The organism is Phyllobacterium sp. OV277, from assembly GCF_900104355.1.
Taxonomy (GTDB): domain Bacteria; phylum Pseudomonadota; class Alphaproteobacteria; order Rhizobiales; family Rhizobiaceae; genus Phyllobacterium.
In genome coordinates this window covers 131913-154298 of sequence record NZ_FNIY01000005.1, presented here as the reverse complement: position 1 = coordinate 154298, position 22386 = coordinate 131913, and the positions used below count along the sequence as shown (strand labels likewise).

The 22386-nt window shown below is 55.7% G+C and carries 23 protein-coding genes; 7 read left to right on the top strand and 16 right to left on the bottom strand.

Going from position 1 to position 22386, the window contains the following annotated elements:
• Positions 1 to 6: 6 nt before the first annotated feature.
• The 6 genes from BLU05_RS17620 to BLU05_RS17595 all read left to right on the top strand — a co-directional run bounded on the left by BLU05_RS17620 (position 7) and on the right by BLU05_RS17595 (position 7082).
• A complete protein-coding gene (locus BLU05_RS17620; protein WP_091882704.1) occupies positions 7 to 2091 on the top strand; it encodes an FUSC family protein in 2085 nt (694 codons plus the stop codon).
• A 73-nt stretch (positions 2092 to 2164) separates the two neighbouring features.
• A complete protein-coding gene (locus BLU05_RS17615) occupies positions 2165 to 3376 on the top strand; it encodes an RHE_PE00001 family protein (RefSeq protein ID WP_091883161.1) in 1212 nt (403 codons plus the stop codon).
• 147 nt (positions 3377 to 3523) lie between these two features.
• Positions 3524 to 4618, top strand: a complete 1095-nt coding sequence (locus BLU05_RS17610; protein WP_091882701.1) for a siderophore-interacting protein — start codon at positions 3524 to 3526, stop codon at positions 4616 to 4618.
• 210 nt (positions 4619 to 4828) lie between these two features.
• Positions 4829 to 5779 carry a tonB-system energizer ExbB gene (gene exbB, locus BLU05_RS17605; protein WP_091882698.1) on the top strand — a complete coding sequence of 317 codons (951 nt, stop codon included), beginning with the start codon at positions 4829 to 4831 and terminating at the stop codon, positions 5777 to 5779.
• A gap of 11 nt (positions 5780 to 5790) precedes the next feature.
• Positions 5791 to 6255 (top strand): TonB system transport protein ExbD, encoded by a 465-nt coding sequence (gene exbD / locus BLU05_RS17600; protein ID WP_091882695.1) that lies wholly within the window; start codon positions 5791 to 5793, stop codon positions 6253 to 6255.
• Positions 6255 to 7082, top strand: coding sequence for a TonB family protein (locus BLU05_RS17595; RefSeq protein WP_091882692.1), 828 nt, complete (start codon positions 6255 to 6257; stop codon positions 7080 to 7082). The genes exbD and BLU05_RS17595 overlap by 1 nt, the downstream gene beginning before the upstream one ends.
• Before the next feature lie 12 nt (positions 7083 to 7094).
• Here the strand turns inward: BLU05_RS17595 and BLU05_RS17590 are convergent, their stop codons facing one another.
• The 8 genes from BLU05_RS17590 to BLU05_RS17555 are packed head-to-tail and all read right to left on the bottom strand — an operon-like array spanning position 7095 to position 14023.
• Positions 7095 to 7532 carry a type II toxin-antitoxin system VapC family toxin gene (locus BLU05_RS17590; protein ID WP_091882689.1) on the bottom strand — a complete coding sequence of 146 codons (438 nt, stop codon included), beginning with the start codon at positions 7530 to 7532 and terminating at the stop codon, positions 7095 to 7097.
• Positions 7532 to 7771, bottom strand: coding sequence for a FitA-like ribbon-helix-helix domain-containing protein (locus tag BLU05_RS17585; RefSeq protein ID WP_091882686.1), 240 nt, complete (start codon positions 7769 to 7771; stop codon positions 7532 to 7534). The genes BLU05_RS17590 and BLU05_RS17585 overlap by 1 nt, the downstream gene beginning before the upstream one ends.
• 45 nt (positions 7772 to 7816) lie before the next feature.
• Positions 7817 to 9409, bottom strand: a complete 1593-nt coding sequence (locus BLU05_RS17580; protein ID WP_091882683.1) for a GMC family oxidoreductase — start codon at positions 9407 to 9409, stop codon at positions 7817 to 7819.
• 1 nt (position 9410) lies between these two features.
• A complete protein-coding gene (locus BLU05_RS17575) occupies positions 9411 to 10394 on the bottom strand; it encodes a branched-chain amino acid ABC transporter permease (RefSeq protein ID WP_091882680.1) in 984 nt (327 codons plus the stop codon).
• A 2-nt stretch (positions 10395 to 10396) separates the two neighbouring features.
• Positions 10397 to 11284, bottom strand: coding sequence for a branched-chain amino acid ABC transporter permease (locus tag BLU05_RS17570; protein WP_091882678.1), 888 nt, complete (start codon positions 11282 to 11284; stop codon positions 10397 to 10399).
• A gap of 3 nt (positions 11285 to 11287) precedes the next feature.
• Complete coding sequence (locus tag BLU05_RS17565; RefSeq protein WP_091882675.1) at positions 11288 to 11998, bottom strand: ABC transporter ATP-binding protein; 711 nt, start codon at positions 11996 to 11998, stop codon at positions 11288 to 11290.
• Positions 11991 to 12812 (bottom strand): ABC transporter ATP-binding protein, encoded by an 822-nt coding sequence (locus BLU05_RS17560; protein ID WP_244518407.1) that lies wholly within the window; start codon positions 12810 to 12812, stop codon positions 11991 to 11993. Before BLU05_RS17560 ends, BLU05_RS17565 begins: the two co-directional genes overlap by 8 nt.
• A 5-nt stretch (positions 12813 to 12817) precedes the next feature.
• Entirely contained in the window at positions 12818 to 14023 is a 1206-nt protein-coding gene (locus BLU05_RS17555) for an ABC transporter substrate-binding protein (RefSeq protein WP_091882672.1), read from the bottom strand.
• A gap of 306 nt (positions 14024 to 14329) precedes the next feature.
• On the opposite strand from BLU05_RS17555, the gene BLU05_RS17550 reads away from it, so the two are divergent.
• The gene (locus tag BLU05_RS17550) at positions 14330 to 15241 is read left to right on the top strand and encodes a LysR family transcriptional regulator (RefSeq protein ID WP_091882670.1); all 912 of its coding nucleotides are present in this window, start codon (positions 14330 to 14332) and stop codon (positions 15239 to 15241) included.
• On the opposite strand, the gene BLU05_RS17545 is transcribed toward BLU05_RS17550, so the two are convergent.
• The 8 genes from BLU05_RS17545 to BLU05_RS17510 form a co-directional block, all read right to left on the bottom strand.
• Positions 15223 to 16347, bottom strand: a complete 1125-nt coding sequence (locus BLU05_RS17545) for an NAD(P)/FAD-dependent oxidoreductase (protein WP_091882668.1) — start codon at positions 16345 to 16347, stop codon at positions 15223 to 15225. The two genes, BLU05_RS17550 and BLU05_RS17545, sit on opposite strands and share 19 nt — an antisense overlap.
• The gene (locus BLU05_RS17540) at positions 16344 to 17123 is read right to left on the bottom strand and encodes a carbon-nitrogen hydrolase family protein (protein WP_091882665.1); all 780 of its coding nucleotides are present in this window, start codon (positions 17121 to 17123) and stop codon (positions 16344 to 16346) included. Before BLU05_RS17540 ends, BLU05_RS17545 begins: the two co-directional genes overlap by 4 nt.
• Positions 17120 to 17920, bottom strand: a complete 801-nt coding sequence (locus tag BLU05_RS17535; RefSeq protein ID WP_091882662.1) for an ABC transporter permease — start codon at positions 17918 to 17920, stop codon at positions 17120 to 17122. Before BLU05_RS17535 ends, BLU05_RS17540 begins: the two co-directional genes overlap by 4 nt.
• Positions 17917 to 18771: an ABC transporter permease gene (locus tag BLU05_RS17530; protein ID WP_091882659.1), complete on the bottom strand. Its 855-nt coding sequence runs from the start codon at positions 18769 to 18771 to the stop codon at positions 17917 to 17919. Before BLU05_RS17530 ends, BLU05_RS17535 begins: the two co-directional genes overlap by 4 nt.
• On the bottom strand, positions 18768 to 19805 hold the full coding sequence (locus BLU05_RS17525) for an ABC transporter ATP-binding protein (RefSeq protein ID WP_091882656.1): 1038 nt from the start codon (positions 19803 to 19805) through the stop codon (positions 18768 to 18770). The genes BLU05_RS17530 and BLU05_RS17525 overlap by 4 nt, the downstream gene beginning before the upstream one ends.
• 108 nt (positions 19806 to 19913) lie before the next feature.
• On the bottom strand, positions 19914 to 21002 hold the full coding sequence (locus BLU05_RS17520) for an ABC transporter substrate-binding protein (RefSeq protein ID WP_091882653.1): 1089 nt from the start codon (positions 21000 to 21002) through the stop codon (positions 19914 to 19916).
• A gap of 68 nt (positions 21003 to 21070) precedes the next feature.
• Positions 21071 to 21718 carry an amino acid ABC transporter permease gene (locus tag BLU05_RS17515; protein WP_091882650.1) on the bottom strand — a complete coding sequence of 216 codons (648 nt, stop codon included), beginning with the start codon at positions 21716 to 21718 and terminating at the stop codon, positions 21071 to 21073.
• Positions 21715 to 22383: an amino acid ABC transporter permease gene (locus BLU05_RS17510; protein WP_175540651.1), complete on the bottom strand. Its 669-nt coding sequence runs from the start codon at positions 22381 to 22383 to the stop codon at positions 21715 to 21717. The genes BLU05_RS17515 and BLU05_RS17510 overlap by 4 nt, the downstream gene beginning before the upstream one ends.
• Positions 22384 to 22386 lie beyond the last annotated feature (3 nt).

Below are 22386 nucleotides of genomic sequence, written 5' to 3'. Positions count from 1 at the left end.
GACGCCATGATTCAATACATTGAAAAGTTTGTTGAACATCCCGCTTGGCCCGGTAGGACGGCTTGGGTATTTGCGCTCAGAACCAATGCTGCAGCGCTTGTTGCGCTCATGGCAGCCTTTGCATTGAACCTGCAGCAACCGCAATGGGCAATGATGACGGTCTTTATCGTGTCGCAACCCATTGCCGGCATGGTTATCAGCAAGGGCCTGTTTCGTCTTGCCGGAACCTTGATCGGTGCGCTGGCGGCGATCGGGATAACGGCGGCGACGGGCGATATACAATGGCTGTTTGTGGTGTCAATTGCGCTCTGGGTGGCGCTGTGCACCTTTGCAGCGTCGATGCTGCGCAATCCGGAATCCTATGGTGCTGCACTTGCGGGCTATACCGCCGTCATTATTGCGTTGCCCGCCTTTGGCCAGTCCCATCTCCTGGTTGACGTTGCCTATGCCCGCTGCGCGGAAATCATGCTCGGTATTGTCTGTGCCGGTATTGCCAGCCGTTTCTTTCAGCCGCAACTTGCCCGAACCGCGCTGGTTGAAGGGTTGGAAAATTGTATTGCGGATCTCGCGCGATATACCAGTGACGCTATTGCCGGTGGCGATTCGGTCCAATTGAAAACTGCCCATAGAAAGCTGATTGCCGATACGCAGGCACTGGCGGCAATGCGTGCCCATGCGCGGCTCGAAGCGCCAAGCCTCGTTACCCACGGGCGGCACTCGCGGCATACGGTGGGCCATCTTATGTCCTGTCTGTCCATTGTGAATATTCTCGTGGCCCATCGTGTCTCATCCGATGAGACATGGCGCAATTTGCGCGACAAGCTTGGCAAGCTGCTCGATGTTATGGCTGATGATTTCAAGCCTGACGCAACAGGGCCCTGGCTCGGCAAACTTGACGTCTTCGCAGCAGAGATTGCGGAATTGAAAAGCAAGCCGTGGGGCGATGACCGGATTGGCATGATGGCCCGCTTGACATTGCTTGGGGAATTTATTGACAGTCTGAAGGCAACTCTGGACGGACTTTCAGCATTGGGAAGCCGTTCGCAATATATGGCTGGAAGCAGGAAGCCACCGGCCTTGCCTGTTTATCGCGACCACAATACGGCTCTTGTCAATGCCATCAGGGCAATCGTCGCAACAGCCTTGATGACCGCCTATTGGATGCAAACCAAGCACTCGGATGCTGCCGCGGCAGCAATCATCGTGGCGGTGGTGTGCAGCCTTTTCGCATCAATGCCCAACCCGCTTCAAACGAGTTGGGGTTTTTTCAGGGGCACCCTCTACGCCGTGCCATTTGCGTTTATTCTCAGCCAGTTGGTCCTGCCACATTTTCCGGGGCTGTTCTGGTTCGCTGTATTCATCATTCCGGTTCTGGTGCCAGCTGCGATCCTGATGGCTGATCCACGCCATGCCGGCCCAGCCACTGCTTTTTCCATCAATTTCATCGTCTTCCTGAAACCCCATGAAAAAATGGCGTTCGAACCTGCCATATTCATGGAAACCTCCCTTTCGGTTCTGGTTGGTGTTCTGATCGGGATTCTGGTTTTCATTGTCGTTTTGCCGAAGCGGCCCCTTGTGACCGTGAACCGGATGATGAATGCGCTGCGGACGGATATCGTTCGCCTTTGTCTGCGCGACCGCGTGCCAAATGCCTCTGCATTCAACAGCCTTGCTTATGATCGGATCAACCAGCTGATGCCGATCCTGCAAGCAATGCGGGAGACAGGCGAGACATTGATGGACGATGCCCTCTCTTCGGTAACATTAGGGGCAGAGATCATCCGGTTGCGTCGATTGTTGTTGTGGGGGCGGCTGGAACACGGCATAGCCGACCGCGTATCGGAGAACCTGGCGCAACTGGCAAAAATCATAAGCCTGCAGACACAGGACCCCGGCCTTGTGGCAGAATATGTTGCATCAGCGCGATCGCTTGCGGCAGATACTGCTGAGGTCTCAGATCGGCCGCTGGTATTGCAGGCTGCTGCATCGTTGCGTTTGATTGCGGTTATGATCGAGGATCACCCGTCTCTGGCTTTGGGAATGAAGCCGAGCGAAAGCAAAAAAGGCTTCTTCCGGTTACCATCGCTCTGATACCTGTGTTTGCAGGTATCCATTTATCTCAAGGCAATAGCTTCACTTTCACTATTCGCCTAACATGATTTCAATGACTTATGATTCTGCAAATTACTCCCTGAAAGAGCTGCTTCGCCCTATTGTGGCTGCAGAAGATGCCTTGGCGCGGCTGGACGAGCGGGTCGCGCGCAAGGGTGACTTTGGTGAATTGAGTAGCCGTCAGTCAAAGGACGGATTGCTGCGTGAGAACGAAGGCTGGATTGCACGCTCACATTTCATGGAGGCCTGCAACGCGCTCTGGCTGGCAGGCGAACTCGTTCATGTGGAGGATCTGGTTCTCCATGATGCGCGAATGGATATCAGAACACCAACGCATGAACTGACCCGCGCCCATGCGATATTGCGAACACGGCGCCAGATCGCCGCGAGCCCGGCGCAATGGGCATTGAGCCCCAAGGGCATAGCCAGCTTGCGTGGCCGCTGGGGCGCGGACGCACTTCTTGCGCCTGTGCCAAGCGAACCGGTGAGGCGACCTGAACTCGAAACTGCCCCAGAAGCTGGATCAGAGGCGGAAAATGCCTTTGAAGAAGAATTGGCGCGGCTGGATGCGTTGCTCAACCGTTCCGAACGCCTGTTGAACCAGCCTGCCGAGAAACCTTCGCCGGAGGCAGATAGCAAGCAGCAGGTCAGGCGGAGGGCTTCTTCCGCCGGGGATTTGACGCCGGATGGTGATCCCCTGGTTTATGATCCGGACTGGGATGAAGATGGCCGCATGGATCAATGGTTCGCAGTCATGGACCGGACCCGTGATCTGCCTCCCATGCTGGCAGCAGCCTTGCTCTGGGATGCGTGGGAAGAGATTGAACCCTTGCAACACCAGCATTGGCTCGGTCCCATGCTGGTCGCCTCGATGCTGCGCGAGCGTTTGAAGACACGGGCGCATTTGGCGGCATTCAATGCGGGTTTGCGCGCGATACCACGCGATCGCCGCCGTGCCCGTAATCCCAACACGCGTCTTACTGCTTTTCTCGAGGCTGCACAAACATCGGCCATGGCCAGTTTGAAAGAGATTGACCGTTTGAGCCTTGCCCGTGTCCAGATGGAGCGGAAGCTGAAGGACCGGCGCTCCACATCCAGTCTACCGGGTATGATCGATCTGATCCTGTCGCGACCTATGGTTTCGACATCATTGGTAGCAAAAGAGCTAAAGGTCTCGCCGCGCGGTGCTCTAAATCTGATTACCGAATTGGGCGTTCGCGAGATGACAGGTAGAGGACGTTACCGCGCCTGGGGTATCGTCTGACATCCCGTTTTTGTGATCGGTGCAAGAGCAGAAATTCCTCGTATTAATACTTGACTAAATTGATCATATTTTATTAGGGTCCCGGCGACCTGTCCTGCGATCCTCTTTATGGACGACTGGCAGGAAGAAAGTGCCAGGAGAATACCGATGTCCGCCACGCCGAATGTTCTAAGCAGCTCTGCTACGGTTAAACTCTTGGCGCCCGGTGTCATGCTCGACAAGCTTTGCAATGTATTTGCCGAACATGCACATGTTGAGCGGGACGATCTGGAAGGGCGCATTCAGACACCCTATGGCAAAGCGCATCTGACAATCGTTGGCGACGTACTTTCCCTTGACGTTGAGGCCGATGACGAGACCTCCCTTGCTTACGTACGCATGGTGCTGGCCGATAATATTCTGGACATTGCCGGCAATGAGAAGCCGCAATTATTCTGGGTGGGCGATGGCCTGACCAGCTCGGAGCTTCCTTACTTCCGCGAAATGCGTGTGGTGAGTGCCCAGGACCTTACCCCGCATATGCGACGTATAAGATTGCGGGGTGAGAATTTGGCTCGTTTTGCTATCGGCGGTCTGCATATCCGGCTCCTGTTCGTACCCGAGGGCAGGGCTCCGAAATGGCCAACCATGGGCCGCGATGGCCGACCCGTGTGGGCGGGCGGTGAAGATGCGCTGATCGCCCGTGTTTATACGATCCGCAATATCGACGTGGACCGGGGCGAAGTCGATATCGATATGGTCGTTCATCCCGGTGAGAATACGCCGGGTGCAACATGGGCACTGAACGCCAAATCCGGTGATATCGTCGGTATGACAGGACCGGGCGGAGGCGGCATATTGGGCGCACCGCAACAATTGCTGATCGGTGACGAAACCGCTTTGCCAGCCATTGGCCGTATTCTGCAGAACTTGCACGCCCAGACAAAAGCAACGGTTATTCTTGAGATTGACGGTCCCGATGACCGGCAGCCATTGCAATCGCCTGCGCAGGTTGATGTTCGCTGGTTGTATCGTCATGGTTCACCGGCGGGAACAACTGGCAAGCTGGCTGATATTGTTGAGGAACTGGATGCCTCCGCTCTTTCAGCTGATACCTTCGTGTGGGCCGGCTGTGAATTTAACGACTTCAAACGAATTCGCGCCCATCTGCGTAAAAAACTCAAACATGATCGCGAAAAACACCATGTGGTCGCCTATTGGCGGCGAGGCTTTGATGGCGACAACGCCCGGCGGAGCGATTGAAAAGCTCAAAAATGCAAAGCATTTAAAACCCGGGGTTGCAGAAGTTAATAGTTGATTATTATACTCAGGAATATTACAGCCGCTCCAACAGACCATGCGCCACGCATCGGAGCCTTGGATAATGGATGCATTATCGCGACGAGATGACCGGGGCGGCGGAAGAAGCGAAAGACAAAAGCCATGCGGAAAAATACAGACAGGTTTTCACCAATGCAGAATGTTTCTGTAAGGATCAGGGCAGCGGCGCTTACCTCCGCACTTCTGTTGTCTTTGATTTCCCCTGTGATGGCACAGGAAACCGCTTCTCAGGCACCGCAACCTGCACAACAGAGCCCTGTTGAAGCCGCACCTGCGCCTCAAGCTTCTGGTTCTGCGCCCGCTGTAAGCCCTGCACCCTCACCGATTGCCTCCGCACCAGCAGCGCCCGCGGCAGCGAACAAGGCGAACCTGCCACACAACCTGTCACCATGGGGCATGTTCATGGCTGCAGACTGGGTGGTGAAGGGTGTCATGATCGGCCTCGCCTTTGCTTCGCTTATCACCTGGACTGTCTGGCTCGCCAAGACGTTGGAACTTGCTGGTGCGCGTGTTCGCGCTTATCGCGCCCTCAATGCAATTGGCAATGCCCGTACGCTGCGCGATGCGGAGCAGGCGCTTGAAGGGCGGGGTGGACCGGGTGTGCAATTGGTTAATGCGGCGCGCGAGGAAGTGCGGATGTCGCAGGAAGCGCGCAATTATGCCGGTGCGGATGGCCTGAAAGAACGCGTTGCCTCGCGTCTGTCGCGTATCGAGGCACAGGCTGGGCGCCGCATGAGCCGTGGCACAGGTGTGCTTGCAACAATCGGTTCAACCGCTCCCTTCGTTGGTCTTTTCGGCACGGTGTGGGGCATCATGAACTCGTTCATCGGTATCTCAGAATCGCAGACAACCAATCTCGCCATCGTGGCTCCCGGGATCGCGGAAGCTCTTCTGGCCACGGCTATCGGCCTCGTCGCAGCCATCCCCGCAGTTGTGATCTACAACGTGTTTGCCCGGTCGATTACTGGTTACCGGCAATTGCTGGCTGACGCGTCGGCGGGCGTTGAACGTCTTGTCAGCCGTGATGTGGATTTTGCGCTTGTACCTCAGGTGCATCAGGCACGCCCTGCAGCGGCAGAATAAAGGTACAGATCATGGCTGGCGGTATCAGACACAACGTTTCTGACGACGATTTGCAGGAAAACCACGAGATTAACGTGACACCGTTTATCGATGTCATGCTGGTTCTGCTAATCATTTTCATGGTGGCAGCGCCATTGGCGACCGTCGATATCAATGTCGATCTGCCGGCATCGACGGCAGTACCCGCTAACCGTCCTGACAAACCGCTTTATCTCACTTTGAAAGAAGATCACACCATCGCAATCGTCAATGACATGGTGACAAAGGAAACGCTTGGTGCGTTCCTTGATCAGAAGACGCAGGGCGACAAGGAGACACGCGTGTTCCTGCGCGCCGACCGCGCTGTGGATTATGGCGCGCTGATGGATCTGATGAATACCTTGCGCGCCAGTGGGTATCTCAAGATCGCGCTTGTCGGGCTTGAAAGCGCACCGTTGGCTCCGGCCACGCCTGCACCAACGGGAAGCGCGCAATAATGCCAGACAGGCCAGTAGCACCCATGGCAGGCCGGTTTCAAACGAACTGGCGTGAAATTGGCTTGTGGTCCGCAGCGGCCGTCGTGGCGATTGGTGTTCATGCGGGCGCTGGCTGGTACGGATATAGCTACCAGTCAGACGCAAATGGCGGTGAAGTTGCCGCTGCCGTGATGATCGATATGGAGCCGTTGCCAGCGCCAATCGTGCCTGAGGCTGTTGCTGAACTGCCGCCTGTTGAACCGGAAAAGGTAACGCCGGAGCCCGTTCAACAGGAAGCCGCTGCTCCCGAAATCCAACCGGAAAAGCCAGTTGAGCCGGAACCTCAACCAACGCCGGAGGAACAGGTTGTGCCAGAGAAAGTGCAGCCGGAGGAAACGGTTGAACTGCCAAAGGTTGAAGTGCCGCTTCCTGTTGTCAAACCGGAACCGAAGAAAGAGGTTCCGAAGAAAGTTGTCCGTAAGCCAGTAAAGACAGTGGTGGCGGACATTAAGAGCGATACTGTGGTGGAAGCAAAGCAGCAGCCGAGCATATCGCGTGCGGCTTCAGCCCGTGCAGCACAAAGCTGGGGCCAAAAAATCAATTCTTATCTCGCCCGTTATGCGCGTCGTCCGGGAGGTCGTAATCATGGAGCGGGTAGTGCTAGGGTTGCTCTTACTTTTACAAGAAGCGGTGATATCACCTCATCTAGAATAGCAGTCAGTTCGGGAAAGCCTGAACTGGATCAATATATTCTTGATGTGGTTCGTCGTGCATCGCCAGTTCCCTCCGCACCGGATGATTTTACTGGTGGGAGTCAGTCGACGGCTGTGACAATTACAATCCAGTGATTTCGGGCTTGATCAAGTCGTCTTGTTAATTTGATCAAGCGATACGCAGAGTGAACTAAGTTCTTTCGCGGCCTTTTGTTGAATGACACGCCGGAGTCTTTCATCAGCCGTGACAAAGCGGCACTGTCGTTGTTTGGCCAGCGCCAGATAGATGCAGTCATAGGCTGGGTGGCCGAGCAATATCGCGAGCATTGCTGCTTCTTCCAGTAGCCCACGCATGGAGATCAGTTCAATATCCGCGCGTTGAAGCAGGCGCGCTGCAAGCCGTGCTTCGTCTGGTACAAGCTCGTTTCGCTGTACTTTCTTCCAAAGAATGTTTGCACATTCGGCAACCAGCAGATCCGGAGCCGCAAACTTATAGCGTCCACGCAGTTTGACGGCTTCCTCTGTACCCTCTTCTTCGACGACCCATTTGATGGCAATGCTGGCGTCGATAATAAGAGTGTCCATTAGCGTTCGTCGCGCCCTTCGCGCAGCAACACTTCAGAGGGCGTTTGTTGCCGTTTCGTTGTGAGTTTACGCAATTGTGCCGCTAATTCATCGAACGAAGGTTCAACTTCTGTTTCCAAAGCCTGGCGCAAAATTTCGCGATGTTCCGCCTCCGTCGAGCGCCCGTGCCGCGCCGCGCGCAGTTTGAGCCTCGTGATCAGGTCGTCGTCGAGATTTCTGACGTGCAAATTTCCGGTCATTAATGCCTCCATTGATCTCAATGATAGCAAAGAGATCAATTGGGCTCAAGCGCTGATAATCATCTCGGCCGCCTTTTCGGCAATCATGATTGTCGGGGAGTTGGTATTGCCTGACGTGATAGATGGCATGATCGAAGCATCTGATATACGCAGGCCTTTAATGCCGCGTACGCGCAATTGCGGATCGACCACGGACTCCTGATCGGCGCCCATACGGCAAGTGCCGACAGGATGGAAGATCGTCGTGCCAATGGCTCCTGCCGCTTCAATCAGTTCCGCCTCGTTTTGATATTGCGGGCCCGGTTTGAATTCTTCCGGCCGATAGCGTTGCAACGGTTCCTGCGCCACAATGTTTCGAGTGATGCGAATTGAATCCGCAGCCACGCGGCGGTCGCTGTCCGTTGCAAGATAATTCGGACGGATAGCCGGATGCGCGCGGTAATCAGGCGATTTGACGTGAACCGAACCGCGACTATCGGGCCTAAGATTACAGACACTGGCGGTAAAGGCAGGGAAGGGGTGAACATTTTCACCGAACTTTTCCAGCGAAAGCGGCTGTACGTGATATTGCAGATTCGCAGTGGCGAAAGACGGGTCCGAGCGGGTGAATACACCCAGTTGGCTTGGTGCCATCGACATAGGGCCGGATTGGTTGAAGAGATATTCAAGGGCAATCGATGCTTTGCCAAGCAGGCGATTGGCTTTTTCGTTGAGTGTCGGAATACCAGTTACCTTATAGGCGCACCGCAGTTGCAGGTGGTCCTGAAGATTTTCGCCGACTGAGCGCCGCTCGAGAACAGGTGTAATTCCTGCGTTCTGCATGATCTCGCCGCGTCCGATGCCCGACAATTCAAGAATTTGTGGTGAGCCCACGGCTCCAGCTGCAAGGATGACCTCCCGTCTGCAATCGATCCTGTGGATCGTTCCCGCCTGTTCAATTTCCACGCCCTTGGCAGTCAGGTCATCGATAATAAGCTTGCGCACATGGGCACCGGTCTCGACCCTGAGATTGGGGCGTTTCATAGCCGGACGAAGAAATGCCTTTGCCGTGTTCCAGCGAATGCCGCGCTTCTGATTCACCTTGAAATAGGAACTGCCTTCATTGTCGCCGCGATTGAAATCGTCGGTGCGCGGAATACCGGCTGCCTCGGCGGCATCACGAAAGGCATCGAGAATATCCCAGTGGAGCCGCGCTTCTTCCACGCGCCATTCGCCGCCCGATCCATGGAAATCGTCGGCACCCAGATAATAATCCTCCGATTTACGAAAGTAGGGCAGAACATCGTCCCAGCCCCAACCGGTGCAACCGTCCTGCCGCCATAAATCGTAGTCGCGCGCCTGACCGCGCATATAGATCATGCCGTTGATCGATGAACAGCCGCCCAGCACTTTTCCGCGCGGATAGTTCAGGATACGGCCATTGAGGCCCGGTTCAGCTTCCGTTGAAAAGCACCAATCCGTGCGCGGATTGGAAATGCAGTAGAGATAGCCGACCGGAATGTGAATCCAGGGATAGTTGTCCTTACCACCCGCTTCAAGCAGCAGAACCGACACATTCGGGTCTTTCGACAAACGGTTGGCCAAGGTGCAGCCTGCCGTGCCCGCCCCGACGATGATGTAGTCATAGCTGGCTGTCATGTCAGTGCCCGGAGTTGCTCTCGAGTTTCTTGCCAAGGCGTGAAGCGTAGAGTTCACCGATCACGCCGCGCCGGAATACAAGCACGCAGACCATGAAAATGATGCCTGTGATGACGGTGACCGGAAATTCCGAGGTGGCGAGATAGTTTTCCAGCGCGGAGACAAATCCTGCACCGACGATCGGACCAACCAGCGTGCCGATACCGCCTAGCAGGGTCATCAGAACGACTTCACCGGACATCTGCCAACTGACGTCGGTCAATGTCGCGAACTGAAAGACGATGGCTTTCAAACCGCCCGCCAGACCTGTAAGGGCGGCTGACATGACGAAAGCTGCAAGCTTGTAGCGGGCAACCGAATAACCCAGCGATATGGCGCGGTTCTCATTTTCCCGGACGGATTTCAGGATCATGCCGAATGGCGAGTTGATGATGCGCCAGATGATGAATATGCCGATCAGGAACACCGCCAGCACGAAGAAATACATGTTGAGCGGATCATTGAGATTGATGAAGCCCAGCAGTTTGCCGCGTGGCACGCCCTGAATGCCGTCCTCGCCTTTGGTGAAAGATGCCTGCAGGCAGAAGAAGAAAAACATCTGCGAGAGGGCAAGCGTGATCATCGTTGAATAGATGCCCTGACGGCGAATGGCGAAGAAACCGATGATCAGGCCCAAAAAGGCCGCGCCGAAGACGCCGAGCAGGATGCCAAGTTCAGGCGGAAAGCCCCACTCTTTGACCGAATGGGCGGTGAAATAGGCGGCTCCACCGAAGAAAGCCGCATGGCCGAAGGAAAGAATACCCGTATAGCCAAGCAGAAGGTTGAACGCGCAGGCAAAAAGCGCAAAGCACAACACCTTCATCAGGAAGACCGGATAGAAATGGAACGGTGCCAGAATAAGCAACCCAACGCCGATAAGGATCAGCACCATTTCAAGCGTAAAGAACTTGTTTTTCTGAACGGAAGAAATTGTTGTATCGGTCATAATCAGACCTCCTTGCCGAACAGGCCTGCCGGACGGACAAGCAGGACAATCGCCATGATGACGAAGATCACGATATTCGAGGCTTCCGGATAGAACACCTTGGTCAAACCTTCGAAAATACCGAGCATATAGCCGGTGACGATGGCGCCAAGAATGGAGCCCATGCCACCCACCACGACGACAGCGAACACGACGATGATCAGGTTCGACCCCATCAATGGGCTCACCTGATAGATCGGTGCTGCCATAATACCGGCAAGACCGGCAAGGCCTGCGCCCAGACCATAGGTAAAGGTCAGAAGCAGTGGCACATTGATGCCAAAAGCCCGCACGAGGGTTGGATTTTCTGTGGCAGCGCGCAGATACGAGCCCAGCCGTGTTTTCTCGATCAGCAGCCATGTGCCGATGCAGACGGCAAGGGACGCAATCACCACCCAGGCACGATATTTCGGCAGGAACATGAAACCGAGATTGTAACCACCGGCAAGCGCTGATGGCACCGCATAGGGTTGACCCGCTGCACCGTAGTAATAACGGAACGTGCCTTCAATCACGAGCGCAAGGCCGAAGGTGAAGAGCAGCCCATAGAGATGGTCAAGATTATAGAGGCGCGAAAGTGCCACGCGCTCGACGATTGCACCTGCAACGCCGACCACAATCGGCGCGAGGAGCAGGGCAGGCCAATAGCCGATACCCAGTTGTGCCAACAGAAGATAACCGATGAAGGCCCCCAGCATGTACTGGGCGCCATGGGCGAAATTGATCACGCGCAGCAGACCGAAGATGATCGCAAGGCCAAGGCTGAGCATGGCATAAAAGGAGCCGTTGATCAGACCGATGAGCAACTGTCCAAGAAAGGCCTGAAGTGGAACGCCGAAGATCATTGTCATGGATCAGACTCCCAGCGCTTCATTGAGCATGGTCATGCGGTCCGGCAGTTCCCGGACATGGAAATTGTCGATAATCTTGCCGTGGTCCACCACATAGAACCGGTCTGCGACCTTGCTGGCGAAACGGAAATTCTGCTCGACGAGCAGGATGGTCATGCCGCGTTGTTTCAGGGTGACAAGTACTTCGCCGATGCGCTGGACGATAACAGGCGCGAGACCTTCAGTTGGCTCGTCAAGCAGCAAGAGTTTGACGCCGGTGCGCAGGATGCGGGCAATCGCCAGCATCTGCTGTTCACCGCCGGAAAGTTTTGTGCCCGGACTGTTGCGCCGCTCTTTCAGATTGGGGAACAGGTCGTAAATCTCGGCAATGGACATGCCGCCCTTGGCAACAATAGGGGGCAGGTTGAGATTTTCGTCGACGGACAGCGTTGCGAAGATGCCGCGTTCTTCTGGCACAAAACCAATGCCCGCATGGGCCGTGCGGTGCAGCGGCACGCGCATCATGTCTTTGCCGTTAAATGTGATGCTGCCGGTACGCTTGCGAATGATGCCCATGATGGAACGCAGGGTCGTGGTCTTGCCAACACCGTTGCGGCCAAGAAGTGTCACGGTTTCGCCCTCGTGAATATCAAGATTGATACCATGCAGCGCGTGGCCTTCGCCGTACCATGCGTGGAGATCGCGAACGGCGAGAAGAGGTTTGGTTTCACTCATGTTCGGTCCCCATATAGGCGACACGCACCCGTTCATCCTGGCTGACAGTCTGGTAGTCGCCGGAGATGAGGATTTCGCCGCGCTGCAAAACGGTGACCTTGTCGCAAAGGTCCGCAACGACCTTCAGATTGTGTTCCACCATGAGAATAGCCCGGTCGCGGGCAACTTCGCGGATAATGTCGGAAACGATGTGCACGTCCTCGTGGCCCATACCGGCCATGGGTTCATCCAGCAGCAGCACCTTGGGGTCGAGCGCCAGCGTTGTTGCAATTTCCAATACGCGCTTGCGGCCATAGGAAAGGTCAGCGGCAAGTTTGTTGCGCGCATCCTGTAAGCCGACAGCGCTGATCAGTTCCATGGCGCGGTCATTCAGACGGTTGAGCGCACTGGTTGGCAGCCAGAATTGGGTGGACAGTCCACCGGGGCGCTGCAGGGCAACGCGCACATTGTCGAGGACTGTCAGATGCGGGAAAACCGCAGAGATCTGGAACGAGCGCACCAGTCCCATCCGGGCAACCTTGGCCGGGTCGGTTCTGGTGATGTCGTGATCAAGCAGGGTGATTGTACCGCTCGATGGTTGCAGAAATTTCGTCAACAGATTGAAAACAGTGGTCTTTCCCGCCCCGTTCGGGCCGATCAGCGCATGCACTTGTGCATGCTGAACATCCAGATCCACATTGTTGACAGCAATGAAGCCGCCAAAGTCCCGGCGCAGGCCACGGGCGGAGAGAACCACCCGGGACTCAGCGTTGTCGGCGTTGCCGGGAGAGGTCTGTCCTCCCCCGAAAGCCGTGCCTGTTAGCGAAGCCGTCATACGGATTACTTGGCCAGATCGCAGCCGCTTTCGGCTGGCTTCATGTAAGCTTCGTCACCGGGAACCGTGGCGAGAACCTTGTAATAGTCCCATGGCTCCTTGCTTTCCGAGGGCTTCTTGACTTCCATCAGATAGACATCGCTGATCAGGCGGCCATTGGCACCAACCTTGGCACCCCGTCCGAAGACGTCATCAACGGGCATTTCATGCATCGCTGCGGCAACCTTTACCGTATCGTCAGTTCCGGCTTTCTGAATAGCCTTCAGATATTGCATGACGCCGGAATAGGTCGCAGCCTGAATCATGTTTGGCATACGGCCTGTGCGCTTGAAGAACTTGCGCCCGAACTCACGGGACTGGTCATCGCGATCCCAGTAGAAGCTTTCCGTCAGCGTCAATCCCTGAGCCGCTTCAAGGCCAAGACCGTGCACTTCGGCCAGTGTAAAGAGCAGGGCGGCCAGACGCTGGCCACCGGCTACGATACCGAATTCGGCTGCCTGCTTGATAGCATTCGCCGTATCAAGTCCGGCATTGGCAAGGCCGATGACCTTTGCGCCCGATGATTGTGCCTGTAGCAGGAACGAGGAATAGTCGCTGTTTGCAAGCGGATGGCGCACGGAGCCAACAATCTTACCGCCTTTGGAGGTGACATACTTGCTTGTCTGCTCTTCCAAAGAATAGCCGAAGGCATAATCGGCAGTCAGGAAAAACCATGTATCGCCGCCCTGCTTGACGAGCGCGCCGCCGGTACCAACGGCGAGAGCATGGGTGTCATAAGCCCAATGGAAACCATAGGGCGAGCACTGCTTGCCGGTCAGTTCAGCTGTCGCCGCACCGGTTACAAGATCGATCTTCTTCTTTTCCTTGGAGATGCCCTGCACGGCAAGCGCAACGGATGATGTGGTCAACTCCATGATCGAGTCGACCTGTTCGGTATCATACCATTGGCGGGCGATATTGGAGGCAATATCAGGCTTGTTCTGATGGTCGGCGGTGATGATCTCGATCGGTGCATCCAGCACCTTGCCGCCAAAATCCTCGGCAGCCATCTTTGCCGCTTCATAGGACCACTTGCCACCGAAATCCGCATAGACGCCAGACTGATCGTTCAGGATACCAATCTTCACCTTGCCGTCGGAAATCTCTGCACTTGCCGCAGGCATGACGGTTGCCGCCATAAGGGCTGCGGTTGCTATTGCCAATAATTTCATTCTGTTCTCCTCCCAAAGAAATGCCGCTCACAGGATCATCGTATGATGGACCGTCGCGGGCTTGATCGTCTCGATTGAAAATGACCCGGAGACATGACGCAGATATGTCTGCGCGCAACCGGTTCGGTTCTCCCTCCCTCAATCCGGTCAGTCATTCTCTCTGCCGGATAATTCTTGCCCCTATGATTGTCCCGTTTCTTCTGACGGGCAACCACTCTGTTGAAAAAACTGTAGCATTGACAAATAAGTACACAAACACCTATTTTCGAACAGAATAAGTACAAAAATGTACATTAAGGTGGGGCCGTGCGGCAATATACGTGGGATGATCTTCAGTATTTTCTGGCCGTGGCGCGCACTGGCCAGCTTACGACGGCCGCCCGCCGTTTGCGCACCAATCACGTCACCGTCTCCCGCCGCATAGACCGGCTGGAAGAGGCACTTTCCGCGCGGCTGTTCGAACGCAACCCGCGTGGCTATATCCTCACGGCGCTGGGCGAAAAGCTGATCGAATCCGCTGAAATCATGGAACGCGAAGCGGAACGCTTTCAAAATGAGGCATCCGGCGGCACGATTTCGCTGAGCGGTGTTGTGCGTCTGAGCATTCTCGAGGGCATCGCCAATTTCTTTCTGGCGGACCGGCTGCCGCGGATGGCGCAGGCCTATCCCAGCCTTTCCGTGGAGATGGTGACGATCCAGCAGATTGTTTCGCTTTCGCGTCGCGAGGCTGATTTATCGATAACATTGAATGCGACGCGCACCGGCCCCTACCATCAGGAAAAGCTGATGCCGTATCGCCTCTTCATTTATGGTGCGAAGGACTATCTGGCGAAACATCCGGCAATCCGCCAGCGGTCAGATCTCTCTGGCCACCGGTTCATTGGTTACATTGAGGATATGATTTTCACGCCGGGGCTCGATTATATGCGCGAGATTCTGCCGGGCTTGCGGCCTGCCTATCAAAGCTCAAGTATCTTTGCCCAATTGAGCGCTGCGCGTTCCGGCTTCGGTCTTTGTATCCTGCCCTATTTCATCGCCTGCAATTATCCTGAGCTGGTGCCCGTTTTGGCAAAAGAGATGCACCTCAACCGCGATTACTGGCTGATCTGCCATGAGGATATCGTCAATACGCCGCGCATTCGTGTGCTCAGCGATTTTATCAGGTCAGAAGTGGGCAGCCAGACGGAAATCTTCGGGGGCTACCCATTGTTCGGCTGAAAACGGGTAGCAGAAAGGCGCGGGGCGATTTGTGCCAGCGCATCCGGCAGCGATTGCTGGCGAATAAGCGTTGCAGTGAATTGCGAGAGGGCCGGTGCCGTCTGGATACCATAGCCGCCCTGTCCGGCGAGCCAGAAGAACCCATCAAGTTCAGCGTCAAAGCCCGCAACGGGGGTACGGTCAGGCGCAAAAGTGCGGAGACCTGCCCAGCTCCGTTCAACACGATTAACGGGCACCGTAACCGCCTGCTCATAGCGATAGAGACCCTCAGCCAGTACCATGTCATCGACATAGGCATCGTGCGGCTCAACCGGGGTTTCATCGCAAGGCGAGACGAACAGCCTCCCGCCGTCGGGCTTGAGATACCATGCTTCATTGGCGTCATCGACCAGCGGCCAGCCTCGGGTGTCATAGCCTTCAGGTACGGGGAGAACTGCGATACTGCGGCGCAACGGCGTAAGGCCAAGCGGCTTGCCGCCGAAAATACCCGCTATGACATCAGCCCAGGCACCCGCAGCATTGACGACGATTTGAGCGCGGAATATTTGATCAGGTGTTTCGACGAGCCACAAACCATTTACACGCGTGGCACTGATAACCTCCGCGTTTGTGCGAAGGTCTACGCCGAGGCCAGTGGCCTTGCGCAGCCAACCCTGATGCAGGGCGTTCACATCGATGTCCTGTGCCTCGGCCTGATAACAGGCCGCCTTGATGTATTCGCGATTGAGGATCGGAACCATTTCAACCGCGCGATCGGCGCTGATTTCATCGACATTGACACCGTTCTTGAGCAGGTCTTCGCAGCGTTCGATGCCGGTATCGTCAGCAACAGTCAGCGAACCGCGCAGTGTCAGCAGCGGCTCGGGAAACAGCTTTGTATCGCGCTGCATGAACATTGGCGCACTGGCCCGATTGAGCGCACGAATGACGTCATTGCCGTAATTGGGCAGGAAGATTGCTGCCGAACGTCCTGTCGAATGATAGGCTGGCTGGCTCTCCCGTTCGAGAATGATGACCTTGTGGGTACTGGCCAGCTCGGCGGCGGCTCCAACACCGGCAATGCCAGCGCCGATTATGAGAACGTCGGTATCAATTATGTCGGTCATAACAGTGCGAGGTCTTTCAGATAGGGATTGTTTTCGATGGAAGCGGCAAACATGTGCCTGTTAATATCGGCAAACAGCAGTTGCTCTTTCGTATCGGTAGAGGCGGCAATCAAGCTGCCATCAGGTGCCGCAATGCGTGACAGACCGGCAAAACTAAAGCGCCCGTCATTATCAGCATGATTGACATAGGCGACAAATATCTGGTTCTCGAAGGCGCGCACCTGAATCATATGGCCAGCAATGAACGTGCCGGATGGACCCGCAGGAAGAGCTGTTGGCACAATGACCATCTGGGCGCCAGCCTGTGCAAGGCGACGTACATTTTCCGGAAATTCCACATCGTAGCAGATGAGTATCCCGAGCTTTAATCCGGCTATCTGGACGATGCAGCTTGCAGGTTTTTCCGGGCTGAACAGGGCTCGCTCATAATCGCCATAGAGATGTGATTTGCGGTAAACCACTGGCTGCGCATCGCCGCAGACATAAGCTGCACTGTTATAAACATGGTAGCCGTCACGCTCGGCAAAGCCAGCGATGATGGCTATGGCATTTGCTTTGGATATTGCCTGTAGCTGGCTAATCTGACTGCCATTTGCAGGTTCTGCCAATGCCGTGATTGCGTCGCCCGCACCATAGCCTGTCAGGGCAAGCTCCGGTACGACCAGAAGGTCGGCACCAGCTTTTGCTGCATCCACGGCGGCCTGTTCTATACGCGCAAGATTTGCGCCGACATCGCCACAAACCGCCTGCATTTGAAGCGCTGCAATCCGCATCATTTATCGTCCGTAGCCATGGCACCGAGAAGTTTTGGCAGATCGCCGAATTTGGCAACCAGCGAGAAAATCACTGCCGCAGTCGCGACAAACAGGATCGTGACCGATGCCATGGTTGGCGTGTAGCCATAACGCAGGGCATTGAAAATTTTGATAGGCAGGGTTTCCAGCGTAAAGCCTACGGTCATATAGGCAACGATATATTCGTTGAGCGACAACACGAAAGCAAAGGCATAGCCCGACACCAGATAGGGCAGGATTAACGGCAGGATCACCGTGCGAAAGATGGTGCGGTCATTGGCGCCCATCGTGGCAGCAGCTTCAACGAAAGAGCGATCAATAGCGGAGAAGCCAAGCGACAGGGTAACGAGCGGCAAGGTGACGAAGAAGATTGCGTGACCGATAACAGCGGTCCATGGCTGGCCATAGAAACCTGTGGTGGCCCAGAACGTGAGAAGGCCAAGCGCGGTGATGACGGGCGGCAGCGTGAACGGCGCGATGCCAAGGACCTGGAAGATGTTGGCCCATGGCGCAATCCGCCGCCAAAGAAACCATGAAAGCGGTAGCGCGATCAGCACGGCCAAAGCCGCCGAAGTGGTGGCAAGCAGGACAGAGGCGAAAAGCGCGCTGCGCCATTCCGGGTTGAGAAAGATTTCGCCATACCATGCCAGTGAAAAGCCTTGCGGCGGAAATGCAAGGGTCTGCTTGGCATTGACTGACACCCCGGCTACCACCATCAATGGAAGCGCGAGAAAGAGGCCAATCGCAAAGAAGTAAAGACGCCGGAGCCAGGTGGTCATGCCTTTTCTCCCTTGCGTCCGATGAGCAGAGTAAGAGCCACAAGACCGAGTGTGACGAGCACCAGAAATACGGCCATGGCAGCTGCGAATGGCATATTGGACTGATAAATCGCTTGATCGGTGATGAGGACCGAAAGCGTCCAGTGCTGCGGCCTGCCAAGAATCTGCGGCAACAGATAGGAACCGAGCGCAAAAATGAACACCATAATGAGCGTTGCCATGATCGTATTGCGCAGCGCCGGTACAAGCACGTTGAAGAAGGCGCGTAGCGGCGATGAACCCAACGTTCGCGCCGCCTCCATCAGGGTCGGATCAAGCCTGACAAGAGCGGGGTAAAGCACCAGCACCGTATAGGGCAGGGCCTGATAGACCATACCTGTCAGCACCGCACCGAAGCTGGGCGAAAGCGCAACGGCCTGTTTCATCAAACCAAGCTGCACGAGAATATTGGTGATCCCGGCCGTACGCGAGAACAGCGTAGACCACGCAAAGCCGATAATGACTTCCGATAGGGACAGCACGGAAAGCAGGGCGACGAGCCAGATTACCTGTAAGCGGCGTGGCAGCTTTGACAAAAGATAGGTGAAGGGCAGCGCAAGCACGACGCAACATATGGCGACCGTAATTGCCAGCATCAGGGAGAAGCCAAGAACACCGCCAAAGAAGACGCTGAGAAAGCGCTCGTAATTGGAAAAGACGAAGGCTGGTGTATAGAAGCCGCCTTGCTGACGCTGGAAAAAGCTGACGGCGATCATCGTACCAAACGGCACGACAAAGAAGACGAGCAGCATACCGGCTGGGAAAAACAGCGGACCGTAATCGGCTACGGATTGCGGGGCTTCGCGCTTCATTGCTTGAGCACCACGCAAACGTCAGGCGCAAGCACGATGCCCACCTGCTGTCCGGCGGTGACTTCAGGCCGCGCACGCGGTGTTGAAACGGCAACGATCTGTTTGCCACCAGCTTCGACAAAAGTTTCAATTGTGCCGCCGAGATCGCGCACGAAGGTCACGATGCCGTTGATAGCGCCATTACCGGGCGCGGTCAGATGAACATCTTCGGGGCGAACGGAAATCGTTGCCTTCTGCATACCGGCTGGCAGGATGAGGCCGGGGACCTTGTTTCCGAAAACGGTCGCTGCGCCGGAACTGTCAGCTGTGGTTTCGATGAGATTTGTTGAGCCGATAAAATCAGCAACAAACGTATCGGCAGGCTTGCGGTAAATTTCGATCGGCGAGGCGGCCTGCCGGATGTGGCCGCCATTCATCACGACCACCGTATCGGCCATGGTCATCGCTTCGCGCTGGTCGTGGGTGACGACAATGGTGGTAATGCCGAGCTTCTGCTGCAACTGCCGCAGTTCCACCTGCATTGCCTCGCGCAACTTTGCATCAAGCGCTGAGAGTGGTTCGTCCAGCAGGAAAAGTTTGGGGGAAAGCGCAAGGGCGCGGGCTATGGCCACACGCTGGCGTTGCCCGCCCGATAGTTTGGAAACGGGCCGGTCGCCATAGCCGGGAAGGTGAATGAGGGCGAGAAGCTCATCAACACGCTTCTTCTGTTCTTCGCGGCTTTTGCCGCGAATGCGCAAGGGGTAGGCGATATTCTCACCAACGCTCAAATGAGGAAACAGGGCCAGCGACTGGAACACCATGCCAAGATTGCGCTTGTGCGTCGGGACTTTGGTTATGTCTTCGCCATCAAGCAGAATGGAACCGCCTGTGGGATCATCAAGGCCCGCAATCATGCGCAGCAACGTAGTCTTGCCGCAGCCCGATGGTCCGAGCATGCAGACAAACGTTCCGTGCGGCACGGAAAGCTGCACGTTTTCTACGGCGGTAAATGAACCAAATTGCTTGGTTACATTGTTGAGAACCAGTCCGGACATCAAGCCCCCATTTCATTGGTCTTATTCAAGGGGAAACCCGGTTTGGAATAATCCGGGTTTCCCGCCGATACAGTCTCGCAATCTGCAGCCACCGGCCGCCAGTTGCAATCAACCGACAATCAGCTCGGTCCATTTCTGGTTGAGGAAATCGGCCTTGGTCGTCAAAAGATCGTAGCGCGGCAGGATCGGTTCGATATCCGATGAGACCGCTGCGAATTCCTTGTCATTCAGATCAAGCAGTTCGCGCTTGACCGTTGGCGCTGTTCCGACTTTACGTGACAATGTCGCCTGAATGGCTGGCTGGCTCATATAATCGATGAAGATATGGGCTTCGTCGACCTTCTTCGACGCGCGCGACAGTGCCCAGCAACCGGAGTCCTGAATGCCGCCTTCTTTCGGGAAAGTCGAGCGAACAGGATGCCCTTCGGATGCAGCAAGACCCGTTACATCGTGATAATACTGGCCCATTGGAATTTCGCCTGACTTCAGCGCCTGTTCAAATTGCGCTTCATCGCGATACCAGAGGCGGACATTCGGCTTCACTTCAGCGAGCTTGTCGAAGACCTTGAGGATACCTTCTTCGGTATCGAGGGCATTGGTGCCACCGAAGAAAGTCTTGGCGGTGACTTCCAGAAGGAACGAGTTTGAAACAAGCGCCAGCAGACCAAGCTTGTCAGCGTTCGCCGGGTCCCAAAGTGCCTGCCATGAGGTCGGTGCTTCCTTGTAGACATCGGTATTGGTGACAAGGGTGATGTACCATGCAACGGCACCGATACCGGCGACACGTCCGTCAGGGTATTTGTTGATGAAACGGTCAATCAGGTTTTTGGAGTTCGGCAGCTTCGACACGTCAAGCGGTGTCCACAGATTGGTCGACTGTCCCTTAATCATGGCGACCTGTGACATCATCGAAATGTCGGCAGGGGCAGCACCAGCCTTGGCGGCCTGTTCCAGCTGAACCAGCCACGCTTCGCCTGTTGGTTCGGCGACGGATTCAACGGCGATTCCGGTTGCCTTGGTGAATTCAGGGAAAATGTTCTTGTCGAACGAATTCTTGAAATAGCCGCCATAGACGCCAATCTTCAGCGACTTGTCCTGCGCGCGCAGTATTGATGGCATGGCGAGCATTGCAACGCCGAGGGCACCCGCACCAAGCACAGTCCGCCGACTGACGTGTTTCTTGAGAATTGTATCCATAGTCCGATCTCCTTTTCCTGCCAGTTTCTGGCTGATTCCCACTCTTTTTGCCAACAGCCGCGCAAGCCCTAACGCTGCACGGCACGAAGTTCCAATTTCTTAGTGTAGCGCGTCAGCGGATAGCACAGAACAAAATAGATCAGCGCGACCAGTCCGTAGACGGTGAAGGGTTCGAATGTTGCATTGTTGATGGCGTTCGAGGTTCTGACCAGTTCCTCAAATCCGATGATCGAAGTCAATGCCGTGCTCTTGATCAGCTGGACCAGAAAACCCACCGTCGGCGCGCGTGTGATCGCGAAAGCCTGCGGTAGGATAATCAGGCGCAACTGTGCGACATAATGCAGGCCGAGACTGCTCCCGGCGTCCCACTGTCCGTTTGGCAGGGATTGCACGCCGCCGCGCCAGATTTCGGCAAGGAAGGCACTGGCACAGAGCGTCAGGCCAAGCACGGCTGCCGTCCATGCCTCAATGCGAAAACCAAGGAGGGGCAGGCCGAAAAACAGCAGAAACAGCTGCATGAGCAAAGGCGTTCCCTGAAACAGGCCGATATAATATTCGGCGCTACGCCTTAGCCATTTCCGTTTTGAGATACGAGCCAGGAGGATCGCCACGCCGACAATAGCACCTCCAGTAAAGGCAACGACGGAAAGCAGAACCGTCCAGCGGGCGGCCAGAAGCAGATTGCGCGCTATGTCCCAGAAGGTGAACTCGATCATGCCATACCTCCGGCAATCGACCGGCGTCCAACCGCATAAAGCAGTCTGCGCAGTCCGATACTAAGCCCGAGATAAACGAGGGTCACGATAAAGTAGGTCTCGAAGGCACGGAATGTGCGCGCCTGAAGCATATCTGCCTCATAGGTCAATTCCCGCACGGCGATCTGCGACACCACTGCGGATTCGAGCATCATGATGATGATCTGGCTGGTCAGAGCGGGGAAGATGACCTTGAGCGCCTGCGGCAGGATGACTTTGATGAAGATGATTCTTGGATGGAGACCGAGTGCCTTCGCCGCTTCGGTCTGCCCTTTCGGCACGGCGTCCAGACCAGCACCAACGATCTCGGTGCTGTAAGCCGCCATATTCAGGGTCATGGCAAGGATCGCCGCCGTCACCGGATCAAGGCGGATGCCGAAACGCGGCAGCCCGAAGAAGATGAAGAACAGCTGCACCAGAAATGGCGTGTTGCGGATCAGTTCGACATAACCCGCAACGAGCTTACGCAGGATCGCATGACGGCTGCGGCGCCCGATGGCACCGAAGATGCTCAGCACCGTGCCAGCAACGGAGGTCACGACGATCAGGAAAACCGTCATGCCCGCGCCGCTGGCGATCATGCCGATCGCATCATTCAGCCAGCCGAAATCGAGCGCATAGCCCACCTG

Excerpts from the sequence above, each read along its gene's own strand:
- BLU05_RS17555 (WP_091882672.1), bottom strand. The coding sequence starts at position 14,023 with ATGAAATTATTGGCAATAGCAACCGCAGCCCTTATGGCGGCAACCGTC.
- BLU05_RS17570 (WP_091882678.1), bottom strand. The coding sequence starts at position 11,284 with ATGACAATGATCTTCGGCGTTCCACTTCAGGCCTTTCTTGGACAGTTG.
- BLU05_RS17525 (WP_091882656.1), bottom strand. The coding sequence starts at position 19,805 with ATGTCCGGACTGGTTCTCAACAATGTAACCAAGCAATTTGGTTCATTT.
- BLU05_RS17535 (WP_091882662.1), bottom strand. The coding sequence starts at position 17,920 with ATGACCACCTGGCTCCGGCGTCTTTACTTCTTTGCGATTGGCCTCTTT.
- BLU05_RS17540 (WP_091882665.1), bottom strand. The coding sequence starts at position 17,123 with ATGATGCGGATTGCAGCGCTTCAAATGCAGGCGGTTTGTGGCGATGTC.
- exbD (WP_091882695.1), top strand. The coding sequence starts at position 5,791 with ATGGCTGGCGGTATCAGACACAACGTTTCTGACGACGATTTGCAGGAA.
- BLU05_RS17560 (WP_244518407.1), bottom strand. The coding sequence starts at position 12,812 with ATGACGGCTTCGCTAACAGGCACGGCTTTCGGGGGAGGACAGACCTCT.
- BLU05_RS17620 (WP_091882704.1), top strand. The coding sequence starts at position 7 with ATGATTCAATACATTGAAAAGTTTGTTGAACATCCCGCTTGGCCCGGT.
- BLU05_RS17615 (WP_091883161.1), top strand. The coding sequence starts at position 2,165 with ATGACTTATGATTCTGCAAATTACTCCCTGAAAGAGCTGCTTCGCCCT.
- BLU05_RS17585 (WP_091882686.1), bottom strand. The coding sequence starts at position 7,771 with ATGACCGGAAATTTGCACGTCAGAAATCTCGACGACGACCTGATCACG.
- BLU05_RS17520 (WP_091882653.1), bottom strand. The coding sequence starts at position 21,002 with ATGGATACAATTCTCAAGAAACACGTCAGTCGGCGGACTGTGCTTGGT.
- BLU05_RS17530 (WP_091882659.1), bottom strand. The coding sequence starts at position 18,771 with ATGAAGCGCGAAGCCCCGCAATCCGTAGCCGATTACGGTCCGCTGTTT.
- BLU05_RS17565 (WP_091882675.1), bottom strand. The coding sequence starts at position 11,998 with ATGAGTGAAACCAAACCTCTTCTCGCCGTTCGCGATCTCCACGCATGG.
- BLU05_RS17575 (WP_091882680.1), bottom strand. The coding sequence starts at position 10,394 with ATGACCGATACAACAATTTCTTCCGTTCAGAAAAACAAGTTCTTTACG.
- BLU05_RS17595 (WP_091882692.1), top strand. The coding sequence starts at position 6,255 with ATGCCAGACAGGCCAGTAGCACCCATGGCAGGCCGGTTTCAAACGAAC.
- BLU05_RS17580 (WP_091882683.1), bottom strand. The coding sequence starts at position 9,409 with ATGACAGCCAGCTATGACTACATCATCGTCGGGGCGGGCACGGCAGGC.
- exbB (WP_091882698.1), top strand. The coding sequence starts at position 4,829 with ATGCAGAATGTTTCTGTAAGGATCAGGGCAGCGGCGCTTACCTCCGCA.
- BLU05_RS17590 (WP_091882689.1), bottom strand. The coding sequence starts at position 7,532 with ATGGACACTCTTATTATCGACGCCAGCATTGCCATCAAATGGGTCGTC.
- BLU05_RS17515 (WP_091882650.1), bottom strand. The coding sequence starts at position 21,718 with ATGATCGAGTTCACCTTCTGGGACATAGCGCGCAATCTGCTTCTGGCC.
- BLU05_RS17545 (WP_091882668.1), bottom strand. The coding sequence starts at position 16,347 with ATGACCGACATAATTGATACCGACGTTCTCATAATCGGCGCTGGCATT.
- BLU05_RS17610 (WP_091882701.1), top strand. The coding sequence starts at position 3,524 with ATGTCCGCCACGCCGAATGTTCTAAGCAGCTCTGCTACGGTTAAACTC.